This window comes from Methanosarcina thermophila TM-1 (genome assembly GCF_000969885.1).
GTDB classification, from domain to species: Archaea; Halobacteriota; Methanosarcinia; order Methanosarcinales; family Methanosarcinaceae; genus Methanosarcina; species Methanosarcina thermophila.
Genome location: NZ_CP009501.1, coordinates 1,165,359 through 1,184,452 on the forward strand (window position 1 = coordinate 1,165,359; position 19,094 = coordinate 1,184,452).

The 19,094-nt window shown below is 40.7% G+C and carries 14 protein-coding genes; 6 read left to right on the top strand and 8 right to left on the bottom strand.

Features of this window, described 5'->3' with window-relative positions; all coding sequences use genetic code 11:
- Positions 1–467: 467 nt before the first annotated feature.
- Positions 468–857: a response regulator gene (locus MSTHT_RS04980; protein ID WP_048168393.1), complete on the top strand. Its 390-nt coding sequence runs from the start codon at positions 468–470 to the stop codon at positions 855–857.
- A gap of 156 nt (positions 858–1,013) precedes the next feature.
- Here MSTHT_RS04980 and thiI read toward each other — a convergent pair whose 3' ends face one another.
- The 4 genes from thiI to MSTHT_RS05000 form a co-directional block, all read right to left on the bottom strand.
- Positions 1,014–2,228, bottom strand: a complete 1,215-nt coding sequence (thiI, locus tag MSTHT_RS04985) for a tRNA uracil 4-sulfurtransferase ThiI (RefSeq protein ID WP_048168394.1) — start codon at positions 2,226–2,228, stop codon at positions 1,014–1,016.
- 309 nt (positions 2,229–2,537) lie between these two features.
- On the bottom strand, positions 2,538–5,903 hold the full coding sequence (locus MSTHT_RS04990) for a tetratricopeptide repeat protein (RefSeq protein WP_231588201.1): 3,366 nt from the start codon (positions 5,901–5,903) through the stop codon (positions 2,538–2,540).
- Between the two features lie 918 nt (positions 5,904–6,821).
- Entirely contained in the window at positions 6,822–7,058 is a 237-nt protein-coding gene (locus tag MSTHT_RS15030) for a hypothetical protein (protein WP_048166831.1), read from the bottom strand.
- Positions 7,059–7,635: 577 nt separating this feature from the next.
- Positions 7,636–8,385, bottom strand: coding sequence for a Nif3-like dinuclear metal center hexameric protein (locus MSTHT_RS05000; RefSeq protein WP_048166832.1), 750 nt, complete (start codon positions 8,383–8,385; stop codon positions 7,636–7,638).
- A gap of 459 nt (positions 8,386–8,844) precedes the next feature.
- Between MSTHT_RS05000 and MSTHT_RS05005 the strand changes: the two genes are divergently transcribed.
- The 5 genes from MSTHT_RS05005 to MSTHT_RS05025 all read left to right on the top strand — a co-directional run bounded on the left by MSTHT_RS05005 (position 8,845) and on the right by MSTHT_RS05025 (position 14,142).
- On the top strand, positions 8,845–10,461 hold the full coding sequence (locus tag MSTHT_RS05005) for a DUF11 domain-containing protein (RefSeq protein ID WP_231588202.1): 1,617 nt from the start codon (positions 8,845–8,847) through the stop codon (positions 10,459–10,461).
- 375 nt (positions 10,462–10,836) lie between these two features.
- A complete protein-coding gene (locus tag MSTHT_RS05010; protein ID WP_048166834.1) occupies positions 10,837–11,835 on the top strand; it encodes a DHHA1 domain-containing protein in 999 nt (332 codons plus the stop codon).
- Positions 11,822–12,451 carry a GTP-binding protein EngB gene (gene engB / locus MSTHT_RS05015; protein ID WP_048168395.1) on the top strand — a complete coding sequence of 210 codons (630 nt, stop codon included), beginning with the start codon at positions 11,822–11,824 and terminating at the stop codon, positions 12,449–12,451. Before MSTHT_RS05010 ends, engB begins: the two co-directional genes overlap by 14 nt.
- 445 nt (positions 12,452–12,896) lie before the next feature.
- Positions 12,897–13,577, top strand: coding sequence for a UPF0228 family protein (locus MSTHT_RS05020; RefSeq protein ID WP_052721834.1), 681 nt, complete (start codon positions 12,897–12,899; stop codon positions 13,575–13,577).
- A gap of 226 nt (positions 13,578–13,803) precedes the next feature.
- Positions 13,804–14,142 carry a hypothetical protein gene (locus tag MSTHT_RS05025; protein ID WP_048166835.1) on the top strand — a complete coding sequence of 113 codons (339 nt, stop codon included), beginning with the start codon at positions 13,804–13,806 and terminating at the stop codon, positions 14,140–14,142.
- 235 nt (positions 14,143–14,377) lie between these two features.
- On the opposite strand, the gene MSTHT_RS05030 is transcribed toward MSTHT_RS05025, so the two are convergent.
- From MSTHT_RS05030 to MSTHT_RS05045, 4 genes are all read right to left on the bottom strand, one after another.
- Positions 14,378–16,084, bottom strand: coding sequence for an ATP-dependent DNA ligase (locus MSTHT_RS05030; protein ID WP_048166836.1), 1,707 nt, complete (start codon positions 16,082–16,084; stop codon positions 14,378–14,380).
- 51 nt (positions 16,085–16,135) lie between these two features.
- Complete coding sequence (locus MSTHT_RS05035; RefSeq protein WP_048166837.1) at positions 16,136–17,134, bottom strand: homoserine dehydrogenase; 999 nt, start codon at positions 17,132–17,134, stop codon at positions 16,136–16,138.
- Positions 17,135–17,158: 24 nt separating this feature from the next.
- Positions 17,159–17,662 carry an amino acid-binding protein gene (locus tag MSTHT_RS05040; protein WP_048166838.1) on the bottom strand — a complete coding sequence of 168 codons (504 nt, stop codon included), beginning with the start codon at positions 17,660–17,662 and terminating at the stop codon, positions 17,159–17,161.
- A 399-nt stretch (positions 17,663–18,061) separates the two neighbouring features.
- The gene (locus tag MSTHT_RS05045; protein WP_048166839.1) at positions 18,062–19,090 is read right to left on the bottom strand and encodes a helix-turn-helix transcriptional regulator; all 1,029 of its coding nucleotides are present in this window, start codon (positions 19,088–19,090) and stop codon (positions 18,062–18,064) included.
- Positions 19,091–19,094 lie beyond the last annotated feature (4 nt).

A 19,094-nucleotide genomic window follows, 5' to 3' on the forward strand; every position in this document is an offset into this window, starting at 1 on the left:
CACATGTGAAGCGTTCAGGTGTTAAACTCAGCTGGCTGTTACTGCTGCATCTGGAGATGCAATGATATCGATCGGCTCAAAGATACTTCACAGCACCAGTTAAAAACAAATTACTGGACTGGGCAAAAATACATAAAATTGCGATTACATCGTAACTAAAAGAAAAATCAAAGATTCTCCTGGTCCCAAAACATAATTCGAACCGTTCTTCCGAGAAAGAATTCGGACAACAGTAAAATTAATAAAAAAAGAACCTATAATAACTGTGTAATTTTTGGTGGTCAAACTCATAAGCCTGAGAAGAGGGGATTTATAATACTATTGGTGGATTTTATCCGGACTTGTGTCCTGAGTTAATTCACTGAGGGGAAAATCAAACCATGTAGACGTGATTTTAGAGGGGATTATGAGAGACTACGTTTATGAAAAAATGGAAGAATTGATCAATGATGAAAACGGGTGAAGGAATGGATCGAATAAAAATTCTGGTTGTTGAAGACCAGACTATTGTGGCTCTTAATATTAAAAATAAATTGAAAAATCTGGGCTATGACGTACCATGTACCGCAGTTTCAGGGGAGGAGGCTATAAAAGAAGCCGAACTTAAGAAGGTTGACCTCGTGTTAATGGATATTATGCTAAAAGGAAACATGGATGGAATTGAAGCTGCCCGGATTATTAAATCACGCTTTGGAATACCTGTAATCTACCTTACTGCCTGCACAGATTGCGAGACACTTGAGCGAGCTAAGGCAACAGAACCAGAGGGTTATATTTCGAAGCCTTTTAAAGAAGAGGATCTCTGTGAGACTATAGAAGCCGCTCTTCTTAAAAACCGATTAATAAGGAAAACATGAGAAGGCTTTTGAAGCTCCATGCCATGTGACGGTATTCTCAAAGCTCAAAATCTCTTGAACTGATAGAGTGATTAAAAAGCCTGAAATACCTTGGCATTAGCATTTACTAAAAATTAAATATTATTATAAGTTAAATTAAAAGAATTAAAGCCAATTTTATAGTTTAATGACTTTTGCGGCTTTCATAGCATTGGAAACCATTGTATCGATATCCATTTTTCTTTCTTCATGCACAATAAGGTCATAGTTTGCTCCTATTTCAGGTCGCTCCGGCACGGCAGTGCAAGTGCCTGCGGGCCGGCTGGAGATATCATACGTTCCGATTTTGCGGGCAATATCTATAATCTCGGTCTTATCAAAGGCAATTAAAGGATGATAAATAGGAATAGCAAGCTGATAGATTTCGGCATACATGTTGGCAGCGGTCTGGGAGGCTACCTGTCCAAGGGAAGAGCCGGTAATAATTCCGCTTGCGCCCTCTTTTTTCATAACCTCGTAAGCTTCCCGATACATCATGCGTTTGCATAAGAGACAGGTATTTTTCCGGCTGCAGAGGTCGATAAAAGCCCGGAGGTTCGGACCATGAGGGATCTCATAAGTCTTAAACTGATGTCCAGGAGCCCATTTCTGGAGCTGGCGAATACAATCAAAAGCACGTTCTCTTGCGGCATTCTCGGCATAAGGGGAATTATTGCAATAGACAGGAATAATCGTAACTCCGCGCCTCATCATAAGCCAGGCTGCAACCGGAGAATCAAGCCCACCTGACATCAAAACTACCATACTGCCCTGCGTGCCGAGAGGAAGCCCACCAACTCCTTTAAACGTTCTCAGGTAAACATAAGCCAGATTCTGACGCATCTCAACAAAAATTTCCTTATCAGGAGAACTCAGGTCAACCCTTGGATGTTTCCCTTCTTTTTCCAGTGTGCTCCAGACAGCATCTCCGCAGACCCTGCCGATGTCCGCTGAAGAGAAGGAATGTGTTCCACTTCTTCTTGCCCTGATGGCAAAAGACTCCCCTTCTAAAACCAGATCCTTTGCAAGGGCAGCACATACAGCGGATACACTCTCAAGAGTAGGCTCTGTTGACAATGCAGGGGAAGTTGAGACAACTCCAAAAACATCAGCAGCAGCTTCAGCCGCGCGGGCATCCACAGTCTCGATAAATATCCTTCCCCACTCCCGCCGTATCTGGGAATATGGAATGCCTCTCGAGTCGAGCATTGCCGCAATATTAGTCATAAGGATTTTCTCATACCAGTTCCGAATTCCTGCGCTTTTAAGGGCGAGTTCCCCATAGCGTACTATGACTACGTCAGATTGAGTTTCATGCCCGGAAGAAGAAGGGTCGGAGCTATATTTTTTCATTTTTTCAGTATGACTTTCCGAAATATTCCTGATTTTTCTTTTTCCCGAAGTATTGATATCAGCCTCGGTCTGTGCTTCTGATTTACTGGAATTGTCTGTCATGGGTATTACGATAAGGACGGCATGAAGTTTAAAGTTTTCAGGAAAAAGAATTTTGTTTATAGAAATAGTAAAAGTAAATAAGCCCAAAGCAAAAAACAATAAGAAGAAAATAAATACCGACGGCAGCCAAAAAAACTTGAAAAAATTGTGCCAGTGTGCAGTAATGCACACTGAGCTTCTGAGTTCCAATATTCTGGAATTCAAACTTCAGCCGGCTTCCGGAATACGCCATTCTTCGTTATTATTTGCTTTTCCCCCATCAGGCTCTGGCACATACCAGTCACCTGAATCCTGGTTTCCCTTCTCTTCACCGAACTCCGAAGTATAGTTATTGGTATTGTTTTCCAGATTATCAGAAGATTCCCGGGTAAAGTTGCTGGTATTATTTTCCAGATTGTCAGAGGATTTCTGGATATCTCCTGATAGGGGAGTTTTGGTCATGTTCTTACTTATGTTTCCTGATGCGTTTTCCTCTCCTCCGTACCATCTTGAGGGCAGCGTGTAATTCAAAGTGCTGTCGTAAGTCTCAGGAAGGAAGAATCGAGTTCCTTTATTCTGCAGGGCATCTACAAAACCGGGATCGATCTCATCGAGTTTTTTCTTACACTCTTCAGCCTCATCTAGCTCCTTAATGGTGTAAAGAGCAAACCTTTTATTGTAAAGGACCGAAGGTGAGTTCGGATCAATTGCAAGAGCACTGTCGTAGCATGAAATTGCCTCTTCAGTGTTTCCCATCATGTTGTTGATGAACCCCTTATTATACCATGCCGTGATACAGTCAGGCTTAAGCTGGACTACCCTGTCGAAACAATTCAGTGCAGCTTTATTGCTGCTTATCGTGAGATAAGCACATCCCTGCAAATACAGGGTTGAAGCATTATCCGAATCGTATTCAAGTGCTTTGTTGTAGCAGTCAATCGCCTGCTGATACTTCTCCAGTTTGTAGAGTGCAAAACCTTTGTGGTTGTAAGCATCCACATCCTCGGGATTCAACTCAAGAATCCTGTCGTAACAACCTATTGCTCCCTCAAAGTTTCCGTTCTTCTCCAGGGCTTTTCCCTGCATGTAAATTATCTCCGTGTTATCTGGCGAGATTTCAAGCATTCTTTCATAACATGCAGCAGCTTCCTCATACCTTCCAAGTTCCTCAAATAAAGAAGCTTTCTCAGCCAGGATCTGGGTATTATCAGGCTCAAGCTCAATTATTCTATCGTAGTCCGCAAGCGCATCCTCGGATTTATTAGATTTTGACAGAGCAATAGCACGATTCCTGAGAGCCTCGCGATTTTCAGGCTCAGAATCCAGGATAGTGGTATAACAGGAGACTGCCTCCTCATACCGGCCCAGGTTAGCAAGGGCAATACCTTTCCCAAGAAGAGCCTCGGTATTGCTGGAGTTCAGAGCAAGCACCTGGTCATAGTAACTGATTGCTTCTTCCAGCCTTCCAAGATCACTTACGGTAGAGGCAACTCCGTACCATGCCGCACTTGACTGAGGATCAAGATCCAGAGCTTTCTGGTAGCATTCCACAGCTTCCTCATTTCTATTAAGCTTTTCAAATATCAAACCCTTTTGATACCAGGCATCAGAACTTGAGGGATTGATTTTTAGTACCATATCGTAGCAGGTAAGGGCATCTTCATACATTCCAAGTTTACTATAGATGGCAGCCTTCCCGGACCATGGCGCGTCATAACCGAACTCCGGGCTGAGGGAACTAAGATCTTCCGAGAGTTCGGATTCATCATTTGAATTTGCATATTTATGATTCAGAAGATAAGACCAGAAACCTCCAGAAAGCGCCTGGGCAGGATTCGCATCCACACTAATATTTTTAACAGATTCAGACACTGAAGCTTCTGTTGAATTCTTTCCTAGATTTTCATTCAGTTTAAAACGGGCAGCAGAATAATCGGGGTCTATCTGAAGTGTCCTGTTATAACAATCTGAAGCTTCGGCATGTCTTCCGAGTTCATCGAGAATAAGACCTTTATTGTACCAGACATCAGCACTGTCTGGAACGGCATCAAGGACTTTATTGTAGCACTTGAGCGAGCTTTCGTATTCTCCAAGCTTTGCAAGAGCAAAAGCCTTACCATACCATGCAAGCGTATAGTTTTCATCGATTTTAAGGGCTTTATCGTAGCTTTTTACCGCGCTGTCATAATCTTTTATCTTTGAAGCATCGAGACCTTTCTTGTACCATACTTTAGCATACCTGGAATCCAGTTTCAGGGCTCGGTCATAGCACTCAATGGCTTCTTTATACCTACCAAGTTTGTCAAGGTCAAGACCCTTCATATACCAGACAACAGCGTGTTCTGGCTCGGTCTCAAGAACCTCATCATAGCATTCAATTGCAGCTTCGTATTTCCCAAGCTTATCAAGAGAAAGGGCTTTCTCGTACCAGATCTTGATTACAGGAGACTCAAACTCAGGAGTTTCGGAATAACCTGGAAGGGAAGCTTCGTAAACACTCAGCTTTTCGAGCAGTTCACCTCCGATTTCCTTAACCGGAATCCCTGTATCCGGATTAAGCGCCTTATCATAACAGGCTATTGCAGCATCGTATTGACCGGCTTTATTAAGCAAAGAACCTTTGCTGTACCATGCCTCGGAATTGCCAGGGTTATAGGTCAAAATCTCATCATAGCACTTCAAAGCCTCATCAATTCTCCCGAGATTTTCGAGGCATAAACCCTTTCCTTTCAAGGCTTCAAGGTTTTCAGGCTCAGAAAGGAGAACAAAATCATAGCAGGCAAGAGCCTCTTCGTATGCTCCCATCCTTTCAAGGTTAACACCTTTCTTGTGCCAGGCGTTTACCATATCAGGATTATAAGAAATTGCTTTGTCATAACAGTCTACTGCAGCTTCATAATCCCCTAACTTGTCAAGAATTTCTCCTTTCTGGTACCATAGTTCAGAATTGTCAGGAGTGATATTAAGAGCTCTATCAAAAGCCTCCATTGCCTCTTTATATTGTTCAAGTCCGAGGTAAGCCATTCCCTGCATCTGCAGCGCCCTAGAAGAATTGGAATTTAATTCAATGGATTTATTATAAGCAGCCAGAGCTTCCTCATCAAGCCCCATCTTCTCGGAAGCAAGAGCTTTTTGGTACCAGACAGTGGAAACATAGGTGTCAGCAGCAAAGCTTTTATCATAACAGTTAATTGCATCAACATATTTTTTTAGTTTAAAGAATTCATCCCCTTTTTCAGACCAGCTCCCTGAAGAAACTGGAAAGGTCGAAAGAGCCTTCTCATAACAGTTTATTGCTTCTTCATATTCTCCCAGTTCAGCCAGAGAGCAGCCTTTCCCATACCAGGCAAGTGATGAATTGGGGTCTATATCCAGTGCATCGTTATAGCAGTCTATAGAAAGATTATATTCTCGAAGAGAATGCAGTGCATGTCCCTTATCAATAAGACCTTCTACAGAAGTTGGACGCTGCGAGATTACCTTATCAAGGTCAGGAGTAATTTTAGCTCCTGTATTTTCATTACCCTTTACAATCCGTCCTTGGTCTGTAATAGCTCCTGCTACAGGTGAAAAACCTGAAAAATATAATGTCAAAGCAAGGAGAATAAATAAATTAACAATTAATTTATTTTTTTTCACTGAGCTCATTAAACACCCCTATTTATTTTAATGAGTTCCTAAAGAAACTTTTCATAAAGAGTCTTCCACTATCGTTTTATTTCACTATTCTATACTGTTCAATAACCACGTAAGCGAGAACAATAAAAGAATAATAATAACTAAATAAATTCCTTTTGCCCCTCCCGAAGATAGTTTACCCAGTTTATGACCATTCCCTTGATTGATACTTAGTTTTAGGAGTACCTCCATATAAAATTTTTGCAGTTTAAAAAGAATGTTCAGGCTTCTTCTATATTTAACCCGATAATATATTATTGTTACAGAAATAATAAATAGTAAAATAAAAACGCATAATAAGGGAAATAAAAATTATTAGTATAAGTATAGCCTCTAGACCTTCGAAAACATGCGGAAGTCTTATACATTGAGGCTCCTATTGAAGTATGCATATGGAAAGAAGAGCTGGAACTCCTGAGAAAGTGGTTTTTGGATTATATAGATTAATTTTCTTCTCCTGAGACTTTTGTAAAGGAAAACATAAATCTGAAAAATAAAACATACGGCTGGTAGAGTCTGTGAAAATATTCTTTTACTGACCGAACTAAAAAAACTGGAGAGGATGGTTGCAGGTTCGCCAAAGCAACAGCCCAGTTTCATGACCTGGGCCGTTTTGAGCATTTTAAAAAATACAGGATGTTTAGAGACTCTGAATCTGAAAACCACTCTCTACTTGGAGAAAAAAATTCTCCAAAATACAGACGTTCTTTCCCGTCTTCCCTGTGGGAAAAAACTTTAATTCTGAAAACTGTGGAATGTCATAACCTCATGAGAATTCCCGAATGTGAAGAAAATTCTAGAAAATTTCTTTTTATTCAAGGACCCACCAGGAGATCATTCCATATATCTTCTACGATTTTCGCTGCCCAGGCTGCGGCGATAATCCGAACGAATCTGGCTTCTTGACTGCTCTACAAGCATTAATTCCAGGGAATCCTCTGTATATTCTTCGAGTTTATTTTGATCTTCTTCCTCTATTTTGTGTTTACTTCTATCCATTTCCTCTATTTCCTTTTTATTCTGATCCCTTTCTTCTGTTTCCAGCCTGTTGCAATTTTTTTTCTCGATCATATCAAATCACCCGTGCGTTGACCAAGGGTAAAAACATGCTTTATCTCACATATATCTCATATACTATTACATAGCCTACTGTTCAATGGTCTAAAATTAAACTCGTTTTAAACGGAAGTCTATTCTAAATGGAACTTATTTTAATTAGATTTTATTTTAATAGAGTTTAATAGAACTTATTTTAATTAGGTTTATATTAATAGAGTTTAATAGAACTTATTTTAATTAGAGCTTATTTCTAATAGGGCTTATTTTCAAATCACCCGTGCGTTGACCAAGGGTAAAAACATGCTTTATCTCACATATATCTCATATACTATTACATAGCCTACTGTTCAATGGTCTAAAATTAAACTCGTTTTAAACGGAAGTCTATTCTAAATGGAACTTATTTTAATTAGATTTTATTTTAATAGAGTTTAATAGAACTTATTTTAATTAGGTTTATATTAATAGAGTTTAATAGAACTTATTTTAATTAGAGCTTATTTCTAATAGGGCTTATTTTAACCGGGGTTTTGTTTTAATTACAGTTTCTCAGATGCTTCTTCTCAGGATCGGATCCCCGAAAGGTGCTTCAAGATTTATCAATAACCTTGAGTCCTGAAGGCTGTTCAATAAATTTCACCTCGAGACCGGGAACTTCAGCCAGCCGGGAACACAGAGCCTCCATACCCGGATTCTCCGTAGCATAGTGAGTGGCGTCAATCAGGCAGAGATCTCCATAAGCACGGAGAATATTATGCTTGAGTTCGGAAGATATGAAAGCATCAACTCCATTTGCCCTGGCAAGCTCTAGGAATTCGGTTGAGAACCCGCTGCCTCCAACGACCATCACCCGTTTTATCTCTTCTTTTTCTCCGGCATACATTACAGGAGTTTTAAGGACATCAGAGACACAGGATGCAAGTTCAGCCAGGGAACACGGTTCGATATCCCCTATCCTGCCTATCTCCACGGTTTTGATATTCCTGAGCCCGAGCTTTGAGGCAAGCACATCGTTGATGCCTCCTTCAGCCCTATCGTAATTTGTGTGCATGCTGTAAAGGGATATTTCATTCTCAAGAGCAAGCTTCAGACATTTCGCCAGAGGCTTTGAAATTTTGTTTATGGGATGGAAAATAAGGGTATGGTGGGTAACCAGCAGATCTGCTTTCATTTCTGCAGCTTTCTCAAGCACATAAATGGTAGCATCAAGGGAGACCGCAACCCTTTTTATATCATTATCCAGGTCGAGAATTAGCCCAATCCTGCCTTCATCAAATTCGTCAGCAAGCTCGGGTGGTGCAATTTTTTCGAGAATTTCCACAACTTTTGCAAGTTTCATAAAACACCTCCGATATACGCCTGAAGCTGTTACCTCTTGATAGCATTTGAAAATTTCCAATTCTACCTTGCCAGGGTATGAGCTTTAAAATGAAAACATCTCTAATATTAGAAGTTTATTAAGATTCTAAACTCTACAAAAAATTAAAATACCTGTCATTAAGATAGTTTATAGGGTCATAATTACAGAGTTAAAACAAAATTTACAGAGTTAAGATAAATCTGTTAAAAAATTGCTTTAGAATTTAACAATATAAATCTAACAGCATAGGCGATTTAAAAATTATAAATCATAGGGGAATGCTGGGGCAAAAAACAATGCATTGGATTATAATACGGCCGTATTACTGTAAATAAACATTTAATATTTATTTATATTCTGAAAGTAAAGATATTTAGGTAGCTGTAATTGTTGCAACAATCCAGAATGCATGCTTCCAGTGCGCAGATTGTTATAAAAGTGAAATCAAGGAAGGTAACTATGGATAAGAAGCTTGCACTGATTGCATTATTTGCCGTTTTCTTCTTTCTGGCTGTCTCAATGACCACCCTGGCGGCAGAAGATATCGAGTGGGTAGAAGAACGTGATGGAACTACACTGCACTGGGGGAAAACGATAACAGTCGGCGACTATGTTATAAAAGCAGAAGACTTTAATGAAAACAAGCAAGTATTCGTCTCAATTTCAAAGGAGGGGGAAAAATTAAAGACTGCTCCTCTTTCCGCAGGCCTGGAAGTAGTATATGATGACAAAATAAAAGTTTATGCTCGGGAAGTAGATCCAAATTATGAGATTATAAAGAGAGATGGAAAGGAGTTCAGGACAGGGAACTGGAATCCTTATGCTAAACTGGATATATTTCTAAAGGGAGAGCCGAATTTTGACATAGGCGTTGAAACTAAAAAGGATACATATGACTCCAAATCTACTGGGGACAGCGCAATCGATGTATCAATAAAGATTAAAAATGACGGAAAAGCAAAAGCTAAGGATACCGTTCTAACCATTGATACGGCTGGAATGGAGGTTCTTAAAGGAAAAACAACATACAAACTTGGGGAAGTTCTTAAAGGCGAGACTCTTGAGCCTGTAAATATTACGCTAAAAACTCCAACTCCCTGGGTCGATACTGACCTTAACATAACTGCAAAAACTACATGTGTGGATGTGAGGGGCGATAAATATGAAAACGTGGGTTCGAAAGTTATAAAAGTAGAGAAAAAATGGGGTCTTGTTATCTCAAAGATTGTTACGAAAAATAATCATATGGGAAAGCCTGTACATGTCACTGTCAACGTCCGAAATGAAGGGGTCTGTGATCTGAATAATATAGTGCTCAAGGATTCAATTGCTCCTGAAACTCACCTCCAGAACCCTGTAACTCTTGAGAAGACCTTTTCGCTTAAATCTGGAGAAACAAGTGAAAAAGTTTTTGAGTATAACCTGATTCCTGACAAGCCAGGAGAATTTACTTTCCCGCAAGCTATAGCTACTTTTACTCTTCCCAATGGGCAGAACGGAGAGGCTGCTTCTAATAACTCGGAGAAAGTAAAAATTTATGGGCCTGAAATAACAGTTACGAAAAACATAAACAGGCAACAGCTTAATCAGGGAGATGAGCTGACTGTTACTGTCACTGCAAAAAATACGGGGAATGTTGATGCAAGTGTAACGTTGACCGATATAATACCTCCTGAAGCTAAATTTATAAGCGGGGAAACCAGATTCAAACAAGTTCTCGAAAGTGATGGGGGCTCAAGACAAATAAAATACATCCTGCAAATGAATAAAGAAGGAGAAATCCACCTTCCTGCATGTAAAGCAACTTTTCTCGATCTTGATGGGTATTCAGGAGAGGTCATCTCGGATGCTCCTGTTATTTATGTAGGAGTAGGCCTTCCTCTTGAAGAAAGCAGCCCACAACCCGAAGGGATAACGGGATCCAGCCATGAAAAAAATGACTCTTTAAGCAGCCTCAAAGAACAGGATAACGGAGAAACTCCCGGATTCAGTGTTATTCTTGCTGCAGCAGGACTTCTAGCTGCTACAGGTTTACTGGGAAAAAGACGACCGTGAAGGAAATTAAAGATCTAAACTGAAGATAACAGAATAAGGTAAACATAGATACACTTTCTTTTATATTTTCCATGTTTACCTTATTCCGTAATTAAAGTTCTGGCTGAGTATTTCCCTGCTATGCAGTAGAACAAAAAATCAGTATAAACACTTAAGATTCTGATGTATATTATATTTTAGCCCTTTTTTGGTTGTTCTTTTTCGATCTATTCCTTTTTTTCTATCTGCTCTTGTATTTTCTTGCCATCCCCGAGAATAGAATATTAAAACGAACCTTTTTTTAACTTAGGAACATCTGGATAAAAAATAAAATAAATTTAGTAGCAGAACGCTAATATCGCGGTGATCTTCCGAAAGTGAAAAAAGGAGAGAAAAATGAAAGAACTGCAGAGCCGGCTTAAAACAAAAACTCTAGTGCTTACCCATGGGGACTCGGATGGAATCTGTTCGGGTGCGATTGCAAAAACTGCTTATCCGGATGCTTATGTATATTTTACAAGTCCAGTTAACCTTCTTGAGAAGTTAAGGCTTATTGAGGATGTGAGAAACCTAATTATCTGCGATATCGCAATAGATGAGAGGAACTGCTCTGAGCTTTATACAATGCTTTGCAGGTTTGCAAAAAAATGCAACCTTTACTATATTGACCATCACCCTCTCCCGAAGAGCTGTATAAAAGAAAGCTGGTTTTACCATGAGTCTGAAGCCTGTTCCTCAGAACTAACCTACAGGCTTTTTGAAAAGCGCCTGAACAGGGATATGCGGAGAGTAGCCATATATGGAGCTATAGGGGACTTTTGCGACAACACCGAGCATGTAAAAAGCTGGATTAAAGACTGGGATAAAAGAAACCTTTACTTCCAAGCTGGAACTCTGACCCAGGCTATCCTTTATAAAGGAAAAGAGTACGAATTCAAAAGAAGCCTGATCGAACCCCTCTCAAAGGATATTATTCCCTCAAATGTCCCTGAACTGCTTGAGCTCGCAAGGGAAGCTGCTATCAATGAGGAGAAGATAAGGCTTTTTGTTAAGGAAAACGTGAAGACCCTGAGAAATTGTGCGTATATTGTAAATAGCAATAATTCCATTTCAAAAGCAGCAATTTACGCAGCCTCCTATGGCAGGCGTAATGTTGGGATTGCTGCTGAATACCGTGAGAGAAAGGAAGCTTACGACCTGAGCATCCGCTCGCGGGGAGAGGTCGATGTAAACCGTATTCTCCGCTCAGTCGCTCCCAAGTTCGGGGGAAGCGGTGGAGGTCACCCTCTTGCGGCAGGTGCTCGAATCCCGGAAAATTCCCTTTACATATTCCTCAGAGCTTTTGATAAGGAACTCGGAGAGGCAAATGAAGCAGAAGACAATGGAAATAAGTAAAATCGCAGCTGAAAGCGGAATAAGCTTTGAGATAATTTTTGTGGGCCGCTCAAACGTGGGCAAATCCTCCCTGCTTAGGGAACTCTTCGGGGCGAAGGTAAGGGTTGGAAAGCGCCCTGGGGTTACCCTTCGCCCTGCACATATCCAGATTTCGGACCTGCTTATCACGGATATGCCGGGCTTCGGCTTCATGAGCGGAGTAAAAGACCGGAAACAAGACATCATAAAAGATAAAACTGTGCATTATATTGAAGACAACGCCGAAAGAATAAAACTCGGGGTACTTGTAATAGACGGTCCTGCTCTCCCGCAGATTGTGGATCGCTGGGATTCAAGAAACCAGATCCCAATAGACGTCGAGATGTTCGATTTCCTGAGGGAAGTCGGGATTGACACCATTATCGCAGCAAACAAGATGGACAAAGTAAAAGAAAACGAGTACGATCCTCTCCTTGACGAGATTGCATTTTGGCTCGGGCTTGAGCCGCCCTGGCAGAACTGGAAGCATATAATAGCCCCGATAAGCGCGAAAAAAGGAGACCTGAAAGCCTTAAAGGGCTTGCTTCGGGACAGGCTGCACGAAATGAAAAGGGATGACCTCTTCAAGTATGTTTGATTTTTGAGAAATTTTCATCCTTAGTATAATTATATGTAAACTCGCTCAGAAACGAATTTTACAACACTCAATTTTAAGCTTAAAAAGCCATTCATTTCCTGTCGCCGCATTCACAGATATTTTTCTTACTTTCTTATTGAATTTTTCTAACACAATATATTATTTTATCTTCTGTCGGGCGTGTATATTGGTGTCATTTTTGCTAATTTTGTTGTTTAGCGAAGGAAAAAGTATTAAAATTATTTGTAAAAGTAAAGTCGAATTTTTGGTGTCAATTAGAACTCGAAGACTTTTACGTTTCTATTAAAACCTGACCGGTTTAATGAATGTTTAATTAAACTCATGAAAATTCACCTGCATAATTTTACATAATAAATTTATATCCGAAGATTGAAACCTTATTTAGTTTCAGAGTTCAAAGAAGACTATAGGTGGAAATTTTTTCATGAAGAAAAAATCAATTTATAAAAAATTGATTATCGCTGCCATTATTGTTTTTCTGATTCTAGTAATACCCCTGGTACTGTTTGCTTCAACACATGTTGAGCCAAATATGTCAGTTGACAAGGAAAATCCAGATGGTATATGGACTGCAAATGATACTAATGATTCAGCTAATACTAATGACTCAATCGATACGAAAACTCCAGTTAAAGAACTGCAAGTAGGAGGTTTAACCATTCAATTTGAAGAAGGAGTTACTAAACCCGAAGTTAAAGCTATTCTTGAAAACTGCAACCTGACCATGTATAGGCTGAATTATGATGTAGATGATTACGCAGACAAATATTACATAAAGGTAGATGAAAATAAAAGAGATGAATTGAAAAAAGAGGAGAATTGGAATGATCCTGTATATCCTGAAATCCCTGAACCTAGATTCCCTGAAATCAAAAAGGGAAATTATTATTACATTCTTGTATCCGAAGAAGGTCTTGAGGATGAAAGTGTTCTTAAGGTGGTGGAAAAATATAATCTTCAGATTAAAAAGTTTGTTTGGTGTTATCTTCACCTTGGCGATGAGTCTAAGTATTGGATTCCAGAGAAAGATGCACTTAGAATGAAAAATGAGCTTGAAAAGAATGAAACGGTTTTGAACGTATTCCCTGAATATCTTGAAGGGTAAAATGTGCTGCAATGACAATTTATTGCAGAAGTGTTAATGAAATTATCGTGAAGTTACAAACAGAATGTTAGAATGTGACTATTCAGCCTGGGTAAAACAATACCAACAATGAACAAATTTCGGTAAGTTAGTTCTCTTTAATTGTTGACTATTGATTGCGTTTTTAAATTGTTTTGTGCAGGATTAAGTCCTGCATTTTATTTTGTTATGTATTTGGAGAGAGAGTATGGAAACAAAAACAAAACCCTTAATCGCAGCTTTTCTTGCGGTTTTAGCAATATTTCTAGTCTTCTTTTTAATGATTTATCAGCCTGGTGCAGGTATGTATATTAGGGCAGATAAATTTCAGGATCCACCAGAGAGATACATAGAGTTCAGTTTAGAAGATCTTGAGAAATATCCCTGTGTTAAAGAAGCGGTGATGAATCCAGGAAAAAATATAATAGTACCTTCCAACTACCATGAAAATATATCGGAGTTTGGGAAAATCTCATCCAATAATGGAACTAATTATATAAAAGTTAATAATGAGTATTATGACATGCATTATGAATCTGCTGACTAATCGATGATATACATATGAAATTTTGATATTGAGCCCATCCTACTAACGGAAGGCTTACTTACGTTCCAAAACTTCTGTTTATATGTAAAATTAATCTCCGAAAAATGTCCTGTCGTTGACTAAGAAAATATTTATTTCCAGCCGAAAAAGACAAAGGATTTAAACTGTTTCAAAAAAGAGTAATCAAAAGGTCATGTGATTGCCGCAAAAAGAAAACGGCAGCCGCTCCCCCTTTTTACAGCCTTTTCAACTGCTGGCTGTATACCTTTTCTATCCTCTGTATTGTATCGGCTTCTTCCGGGTCTTTATCGTCCCGGATGCGGATAAAGCGCGGGAAACGCAATGCAAAGCCTGAGTTATAATTGGGGCTTTTCTGGATTTCCTCAAAGGCGATCTCAAGGACGATTTTTGGGCGTACTGCAAATACTCCGCCTGCCTCTCCGCCTTCCATGAGGTCAGAGAGCATCTCTGTGAGCTCCTTTAGCTGATCGTCAGTCAGACCCGTGCCCACTTTGCCTACCTGGAGAAAACGACCGGTTTCTGGATCATAACAGGCAACAGTATAAGAGCCTATAAGGTTTGCACGCCTGCCAAAGCCCCATTCCGCTCCCACAATTACAAGGTCGAGGGTTTCCATAAGAGGTTTTTTCTTAATCCAGTTTTTGCCGCGTTTGCCAGGAGAATAGACCGAATTCGGGTTTTTGACCATAAGACCTTCATGCCCGGCTTTTAAAGCCTCCTTGTAGATCTGTTCTATAAGTTCGAGGTCTCCGGTTATCACCTGTTTGGCTACGCAGATTGATTTTGAGTCCTCAGTTGAGCTTTCAACACAGGACTCAAGCGCTTTTCTCCTTTCAATGAGAGGCAGGTCTATCAGGGTTTTTCCGTTTAAGTACATGATGTCAAAAAGGTTGAGTTGAATAGGGATGCCGAGGGCTTTTTCTTCCACATGGTACTTGCGCCTGAAACGCTTGAGAATTTCCTGAAATGCCCTGGGCTTGCCGTTTTTGTCCACAGCCACGGCTTCCCCATCAAGGATTGCCGACTCAGCTTTTACGTGCTTGCGAATTATCTCCACAAGGTCGGGAAGGGAATTCGTAACATTTTCGAGTTTGCGTGAAAAAAGCGTAACCGAATCTCCAGCCTTATGGATCTGGAGTCTTGCCCCATCAAACTTCCATTCAATTGCAGCCTCCCCCATTTCCCTGATGTCGGCAGCTATATCAGGACTGATCTGGGAAAGCATCATTCTAATCGGGCGATTGATTTCGATTCCCAGGCGTTCAAGGGCTTCTATTCCGCCTTCCTTTGCAGTTGCAGCAACTATCCCGAGGTCGTTTGTGACCATAAAGGCATGCTCGACCACGTCCACAGGCACAGAGAAAGCTTTTGCAATCGCGTCCCTTACAACGCCTTCACCGACGCCGATCCTGAGTTCCTCAAGGGCAAGTCTGGCGATATATTTTGCTTCCCTGGGGGTTGAGGAGTTGAAGAGAAACTGAAGATTTTTTATCTTGATATCCTGTGAGCCTTTCCCCGAAGCTTCTGAGGCGATTTTGAAACGGTTATAAACCTCCGTTATTGAGAGTTCGGGCTGCTCTTCGAAGAAAGAAGAGAAAGTAACCTGATTTTTCCTCTTTTCCTTAAGGATAAGCAGGGTTGTGTCCCCTATATCTCCAGTAGTCCGTAGAAGAGATTCTATGCTTTTCACAGACATTCCCGAAGCTCTGGAAAGGGCGGCATACAGCAGGCTTATTCCGATTCCCAGCTGCTTTCCACTCCAGGCAGGAAAAACCTCACTCATAATAAAATGAGTTGCAATGGGCAGTTCTTCTACATCGACCTTTTTAAGAAAATCCGCAACTCTATTTGTAGTATCAATAGTACTTGAGATCTTCTCAATCGCCTGGCAGGTCTCTGAAAATTCCCTGAAGCTTGTCATGATCCACGCAAATTTTTATTTTATCCAAATAGATAGATCCGAACTTTTTGTTTATCCGTTTCCATAAATTGCGACCAGATCGCTGAGAATTGCACTTGCGGTCTCGATCGGACCTGCACCCTTCCCCGTAACCGTAATTTCTCCTGCAAGCTCGGTATCTATCGATGCCACGTTCAGAGTTCCTCCCACTGCAAGGGGATGGTTGATAGGTACAAGCCTTGGAGCTACATGAATCCTTTCCCTGCTGACTTCACCTACGAGTTTGATCACATGCCCTCTTTCATAAGCCATTTCGAGGGCTTCAGGCGTGACTTTTGTAATCCCTGTAACTTCAACGTCGTTATAAGTTACATCAAGCCCGAAAATCGAATTGGCGAGAATAACAAGTTTGCAAGCTGTATCGATTCCCTCCACATCATACGTGGGATCGGTTTCAGCAATGCCAAGCTGCATGGATTCGGTTAGAATGTCATTATAGCTTGCCCTCTCCTCAAGCATTCTTGTCAGGATATAATTGCAGGTCCCATTCAGAATTCCTTTGATGCTTTTAATCTTGTTGCCTGCAAGCACCTCATTTGCCAGGTTGATAATAGGCATTGAACCGCCGACGGTCGCCTCAAACCTGAAATGCGAGCCTGCTGCCTTTGCGGCTTCCATGAGTTCCCTGTACTTGAGGGTAAGGGGTCCCTTATTGGAGGTAATAACATCTTTTCCGGTCTGGAAGGCTGCAAGCATATTCTGCAGCCCTACTCCACCGGTTCGTATATCCGTAGGAGTAGTTTCAATCACCAGATTATGCGGTATGGACCGGATAACCTCAACTCCGGAGATAGGTTCAATAGCTACCGTTCCATCTTTCATCTTCCTGGAAAGGCAGTCGGCAAGATCCACGCCCTCAGGATTAACGGTTGCGCCCTTTGAGTCCACAACAGCAACAACTTTTACCTCCAGCCCGATACTTTCAAGATATTCTTTTTTCATAAGGAGTACTTCAGCCACACCTTGCCCAATTGCCCCGAACCCGAGAATGGAACAGTAAACAGTTTTCATTTTTCATATCTCCTATAATTTTTTTCAGGCCTGAACATCTATTGGAAGAACCATAAGCAGGTCTTTCTTTGCCGAGACTTCTTTGAGGATGGAAAGTGCCTTTTGCATATCCTCTTTACTAATAGCATTAATTTTCATTAGAGCTGAAGAAAGCATATTGATACCGGGCATGGAAAGGGAGAGATCCACAACTTCAGCAAAGCCAGTTTTGTCAATCTCATCAATCGTATCCTGGATCCCTGTATGAACCACATGTCCGATGAGCACTACGTTTACGCTCTCCCTGAAACGGTGTTCTCCGACTCTTACCACTCGAATTCCGTTCTCTTCCAGCTTTGCCTTTATTATCTCAATGTTTTCAGGCTTTGTTTCAAGTACAAGCTTTACAGGCACTGTTTTTCTGGGGGTTCTCCTCTGGTGGTGATGTACTACTGTTATCAGGTTAGCCTTACATTCCGAAAGAGGCTGGAGGGCTAAAAGCATCTGCCCGGGTACATCTTTTAACTCAATGTCCATGGAAACTCGCATGTTGTCCCTCGTAGGTTTTTTAATAATCCCTTGTGCAATCTAAATAGTGATCTGTCAAATATTGTATTAGCAGCTTACTATCAGGGTTGAGATGATATATCGGAGTATCTGGTTCTGATCCAGCCATCTAGCTCCTTAAATCTGATTTTTATAATTTGATATTCTGTTAAATGCTTTTCAGATCCGTTCCCGCGAAGCAGAACCCTGTTACTCCGATTTGTTATTAACGCAGTTATATCAGGCAAGCAGTTTCCGAGCATAAGAAATTAAAAAGGATATTCAAATATACCGCGTATTCCAAACATTGTTAACCCTTTCTGCTGCTTAGTAGATGAATTAAGTTATATAGTTTACTGTTTATGTCCCTTCAAAAAAGAATTCAAAGGGTACAATATTTGCTTACTCCTTCTTTTTTCTAAGTTCTGCTTGTTTGGAGATATGAACATCAGGAATGCGGATTATATTTCCCCTTCCTCTTTTGAATTTCTCAATGAGCCCACGCTCTTCAAGGTCCGAGAGCATAAGGCTGACTTTGGACTCCGAATAAGGAGATTTTTTCCTCAGTTCTCTCTGGCTGATCCGGTTTCCGCTGGCACGAACTAGCTCCAAAATTTCTTTTAGATCATCTGGGAGATTAATTTTTGAATGTTTCGCGGACTCCGAACTCGATTTACCGGGCTCCTCTTCCTTAAGAAGAGAGTCCTGAGCCTCTTCTTCAGACTCGGTTCTCTGCTGTAAAACCTCACCAGTTTCAGGTATCTCTTCGGACTCCAGATTAGGCTGAGCAGAGTTAGTTTCTGAATTTTTTACAATGTTTTCTGCTGTATTGATTTTAGCTTCTTTAGAGAATACTGCATCCTTTATGGGTTCTTCAGGCTCCAGCAGGTATGGCTGTCGGTTTTCCTCGGGAAAATGGGTGTATGCCGGTTTATCAAGGCTCTTCTTTAAAAAGTAGCCAGCCAGCATAAGGACTATGAGAGCGAGGAGAGCCGAACCTAAAAAGGTATACTGAGAGCCTGGTGGTGGGGATACAGGTCCCATCTCCTCATAATCCAGAACAGGTGCTTCTAATTCATCCTGATTCAGAAGCTCCTCATTAGAGGGGGGGAACAGGAGAAGATCATGCACATACTCTCCATCATCTGAAATTACAACCTCTTCCGTAGCTGTATAAACAATCCTGTTTCCTTCAAGATAGTTTGCAGTTATTGTATAGGTGCCAGGGGTGAGGTTGAAAGAATAATGTGAATCCGTTGCAATGAAGTTCTGTTCTGGGGTGGAATTAATTTCTACAATTGAGTTGTTAAGAGGCTTGAAAGTGTACCATTCGTAAACTGTTCCTTGAATCTTGGCCGCTGTTGCATCTCCCTGAAGGACTATAATCAGGAAGAGGACAAGTGCAAACCTGCAGAGCTTTCTAAAATTCACACAA

Bases quoted from the DNA above. Each gene is read 5' to 3' on its own strand.
- MSTHT_RS04980 (WP_048168393.1), top strand. From the start codon at position 468: ATGGATCGAATAAAAATTCTGGTTGTTGAAGACCAGACTATTGTGGCT.
- thiI (WP_048168394.1), bottom strand. From the start codon at position 2,228: ATGAAAAAATATAGCTCCGACCCTTCTTCTTCCGGGCATGAAACTCAA.
- MSTHT_RS15030 (WP_048166831.1), bottom strand. From the start codon at position 7,058: ATGATCGAGAAAAAAAATTGCAACAGGCTGGAAACAGAAGAAAGGGAT.
- MSTHT_RS05000 (WP_048166832.1), bottom strand. From the start codon at position 8,385: ATGAAACTTGCAAAAGTTGTGGAAATTCTCGAAAAAATTGCACCACCC.
- MSTHT_RS05010 (WP_048166834.1), top strand. From the start codon at position 10,837: ATGAAAGAACTGCAGAGCCGGCTTAAAACAAAAACTCTAGTGCTTACC.
- engB (WP_048168395.1), top strand. From the start codon at position 11,822: ATGGAAATAAGTAAAATCGCAGCTGAAAGCGGAATAAGCTTTGAGATA.
- MSTHT_RS05020 (WP_052721834.1), top strand. From the start codon at position 12,897: ATGAAGAAAAAATCAATTTATAAAAAATTGATTATCGCTGCCATTATT.
- MSTHT_RS05025 (WP_048166835.1), top strand. From the start codon at position 13,804: ATGGAAACAAAAACAAAACCCTTAATCGCAGCTTTTCTTGCGGTTTTA.
- MSTHT_RS05030 (WP_048166836.1), bottom strand. From the start codon at position 16,084: ATGACAAGCTTCAGGGAATTTTCAGAGACCTGCCAGGCGATTGAGAAG.
- MSTHT_RS05035 (WP_048166837.1), bottom strand. From the start codon at position 17,134: ATGAAAACTGTTTACTGTTCCATTCTCGGGTTCGGGGCAATTGGGCAA.
- MSTHT_RS05040 (WP_048166838.1), bottom strand. From the start codon at position 17,662: ATGCGAGTTTCCATGGACATTGAGTTAAAAGATGTACCCGGGCAGATG.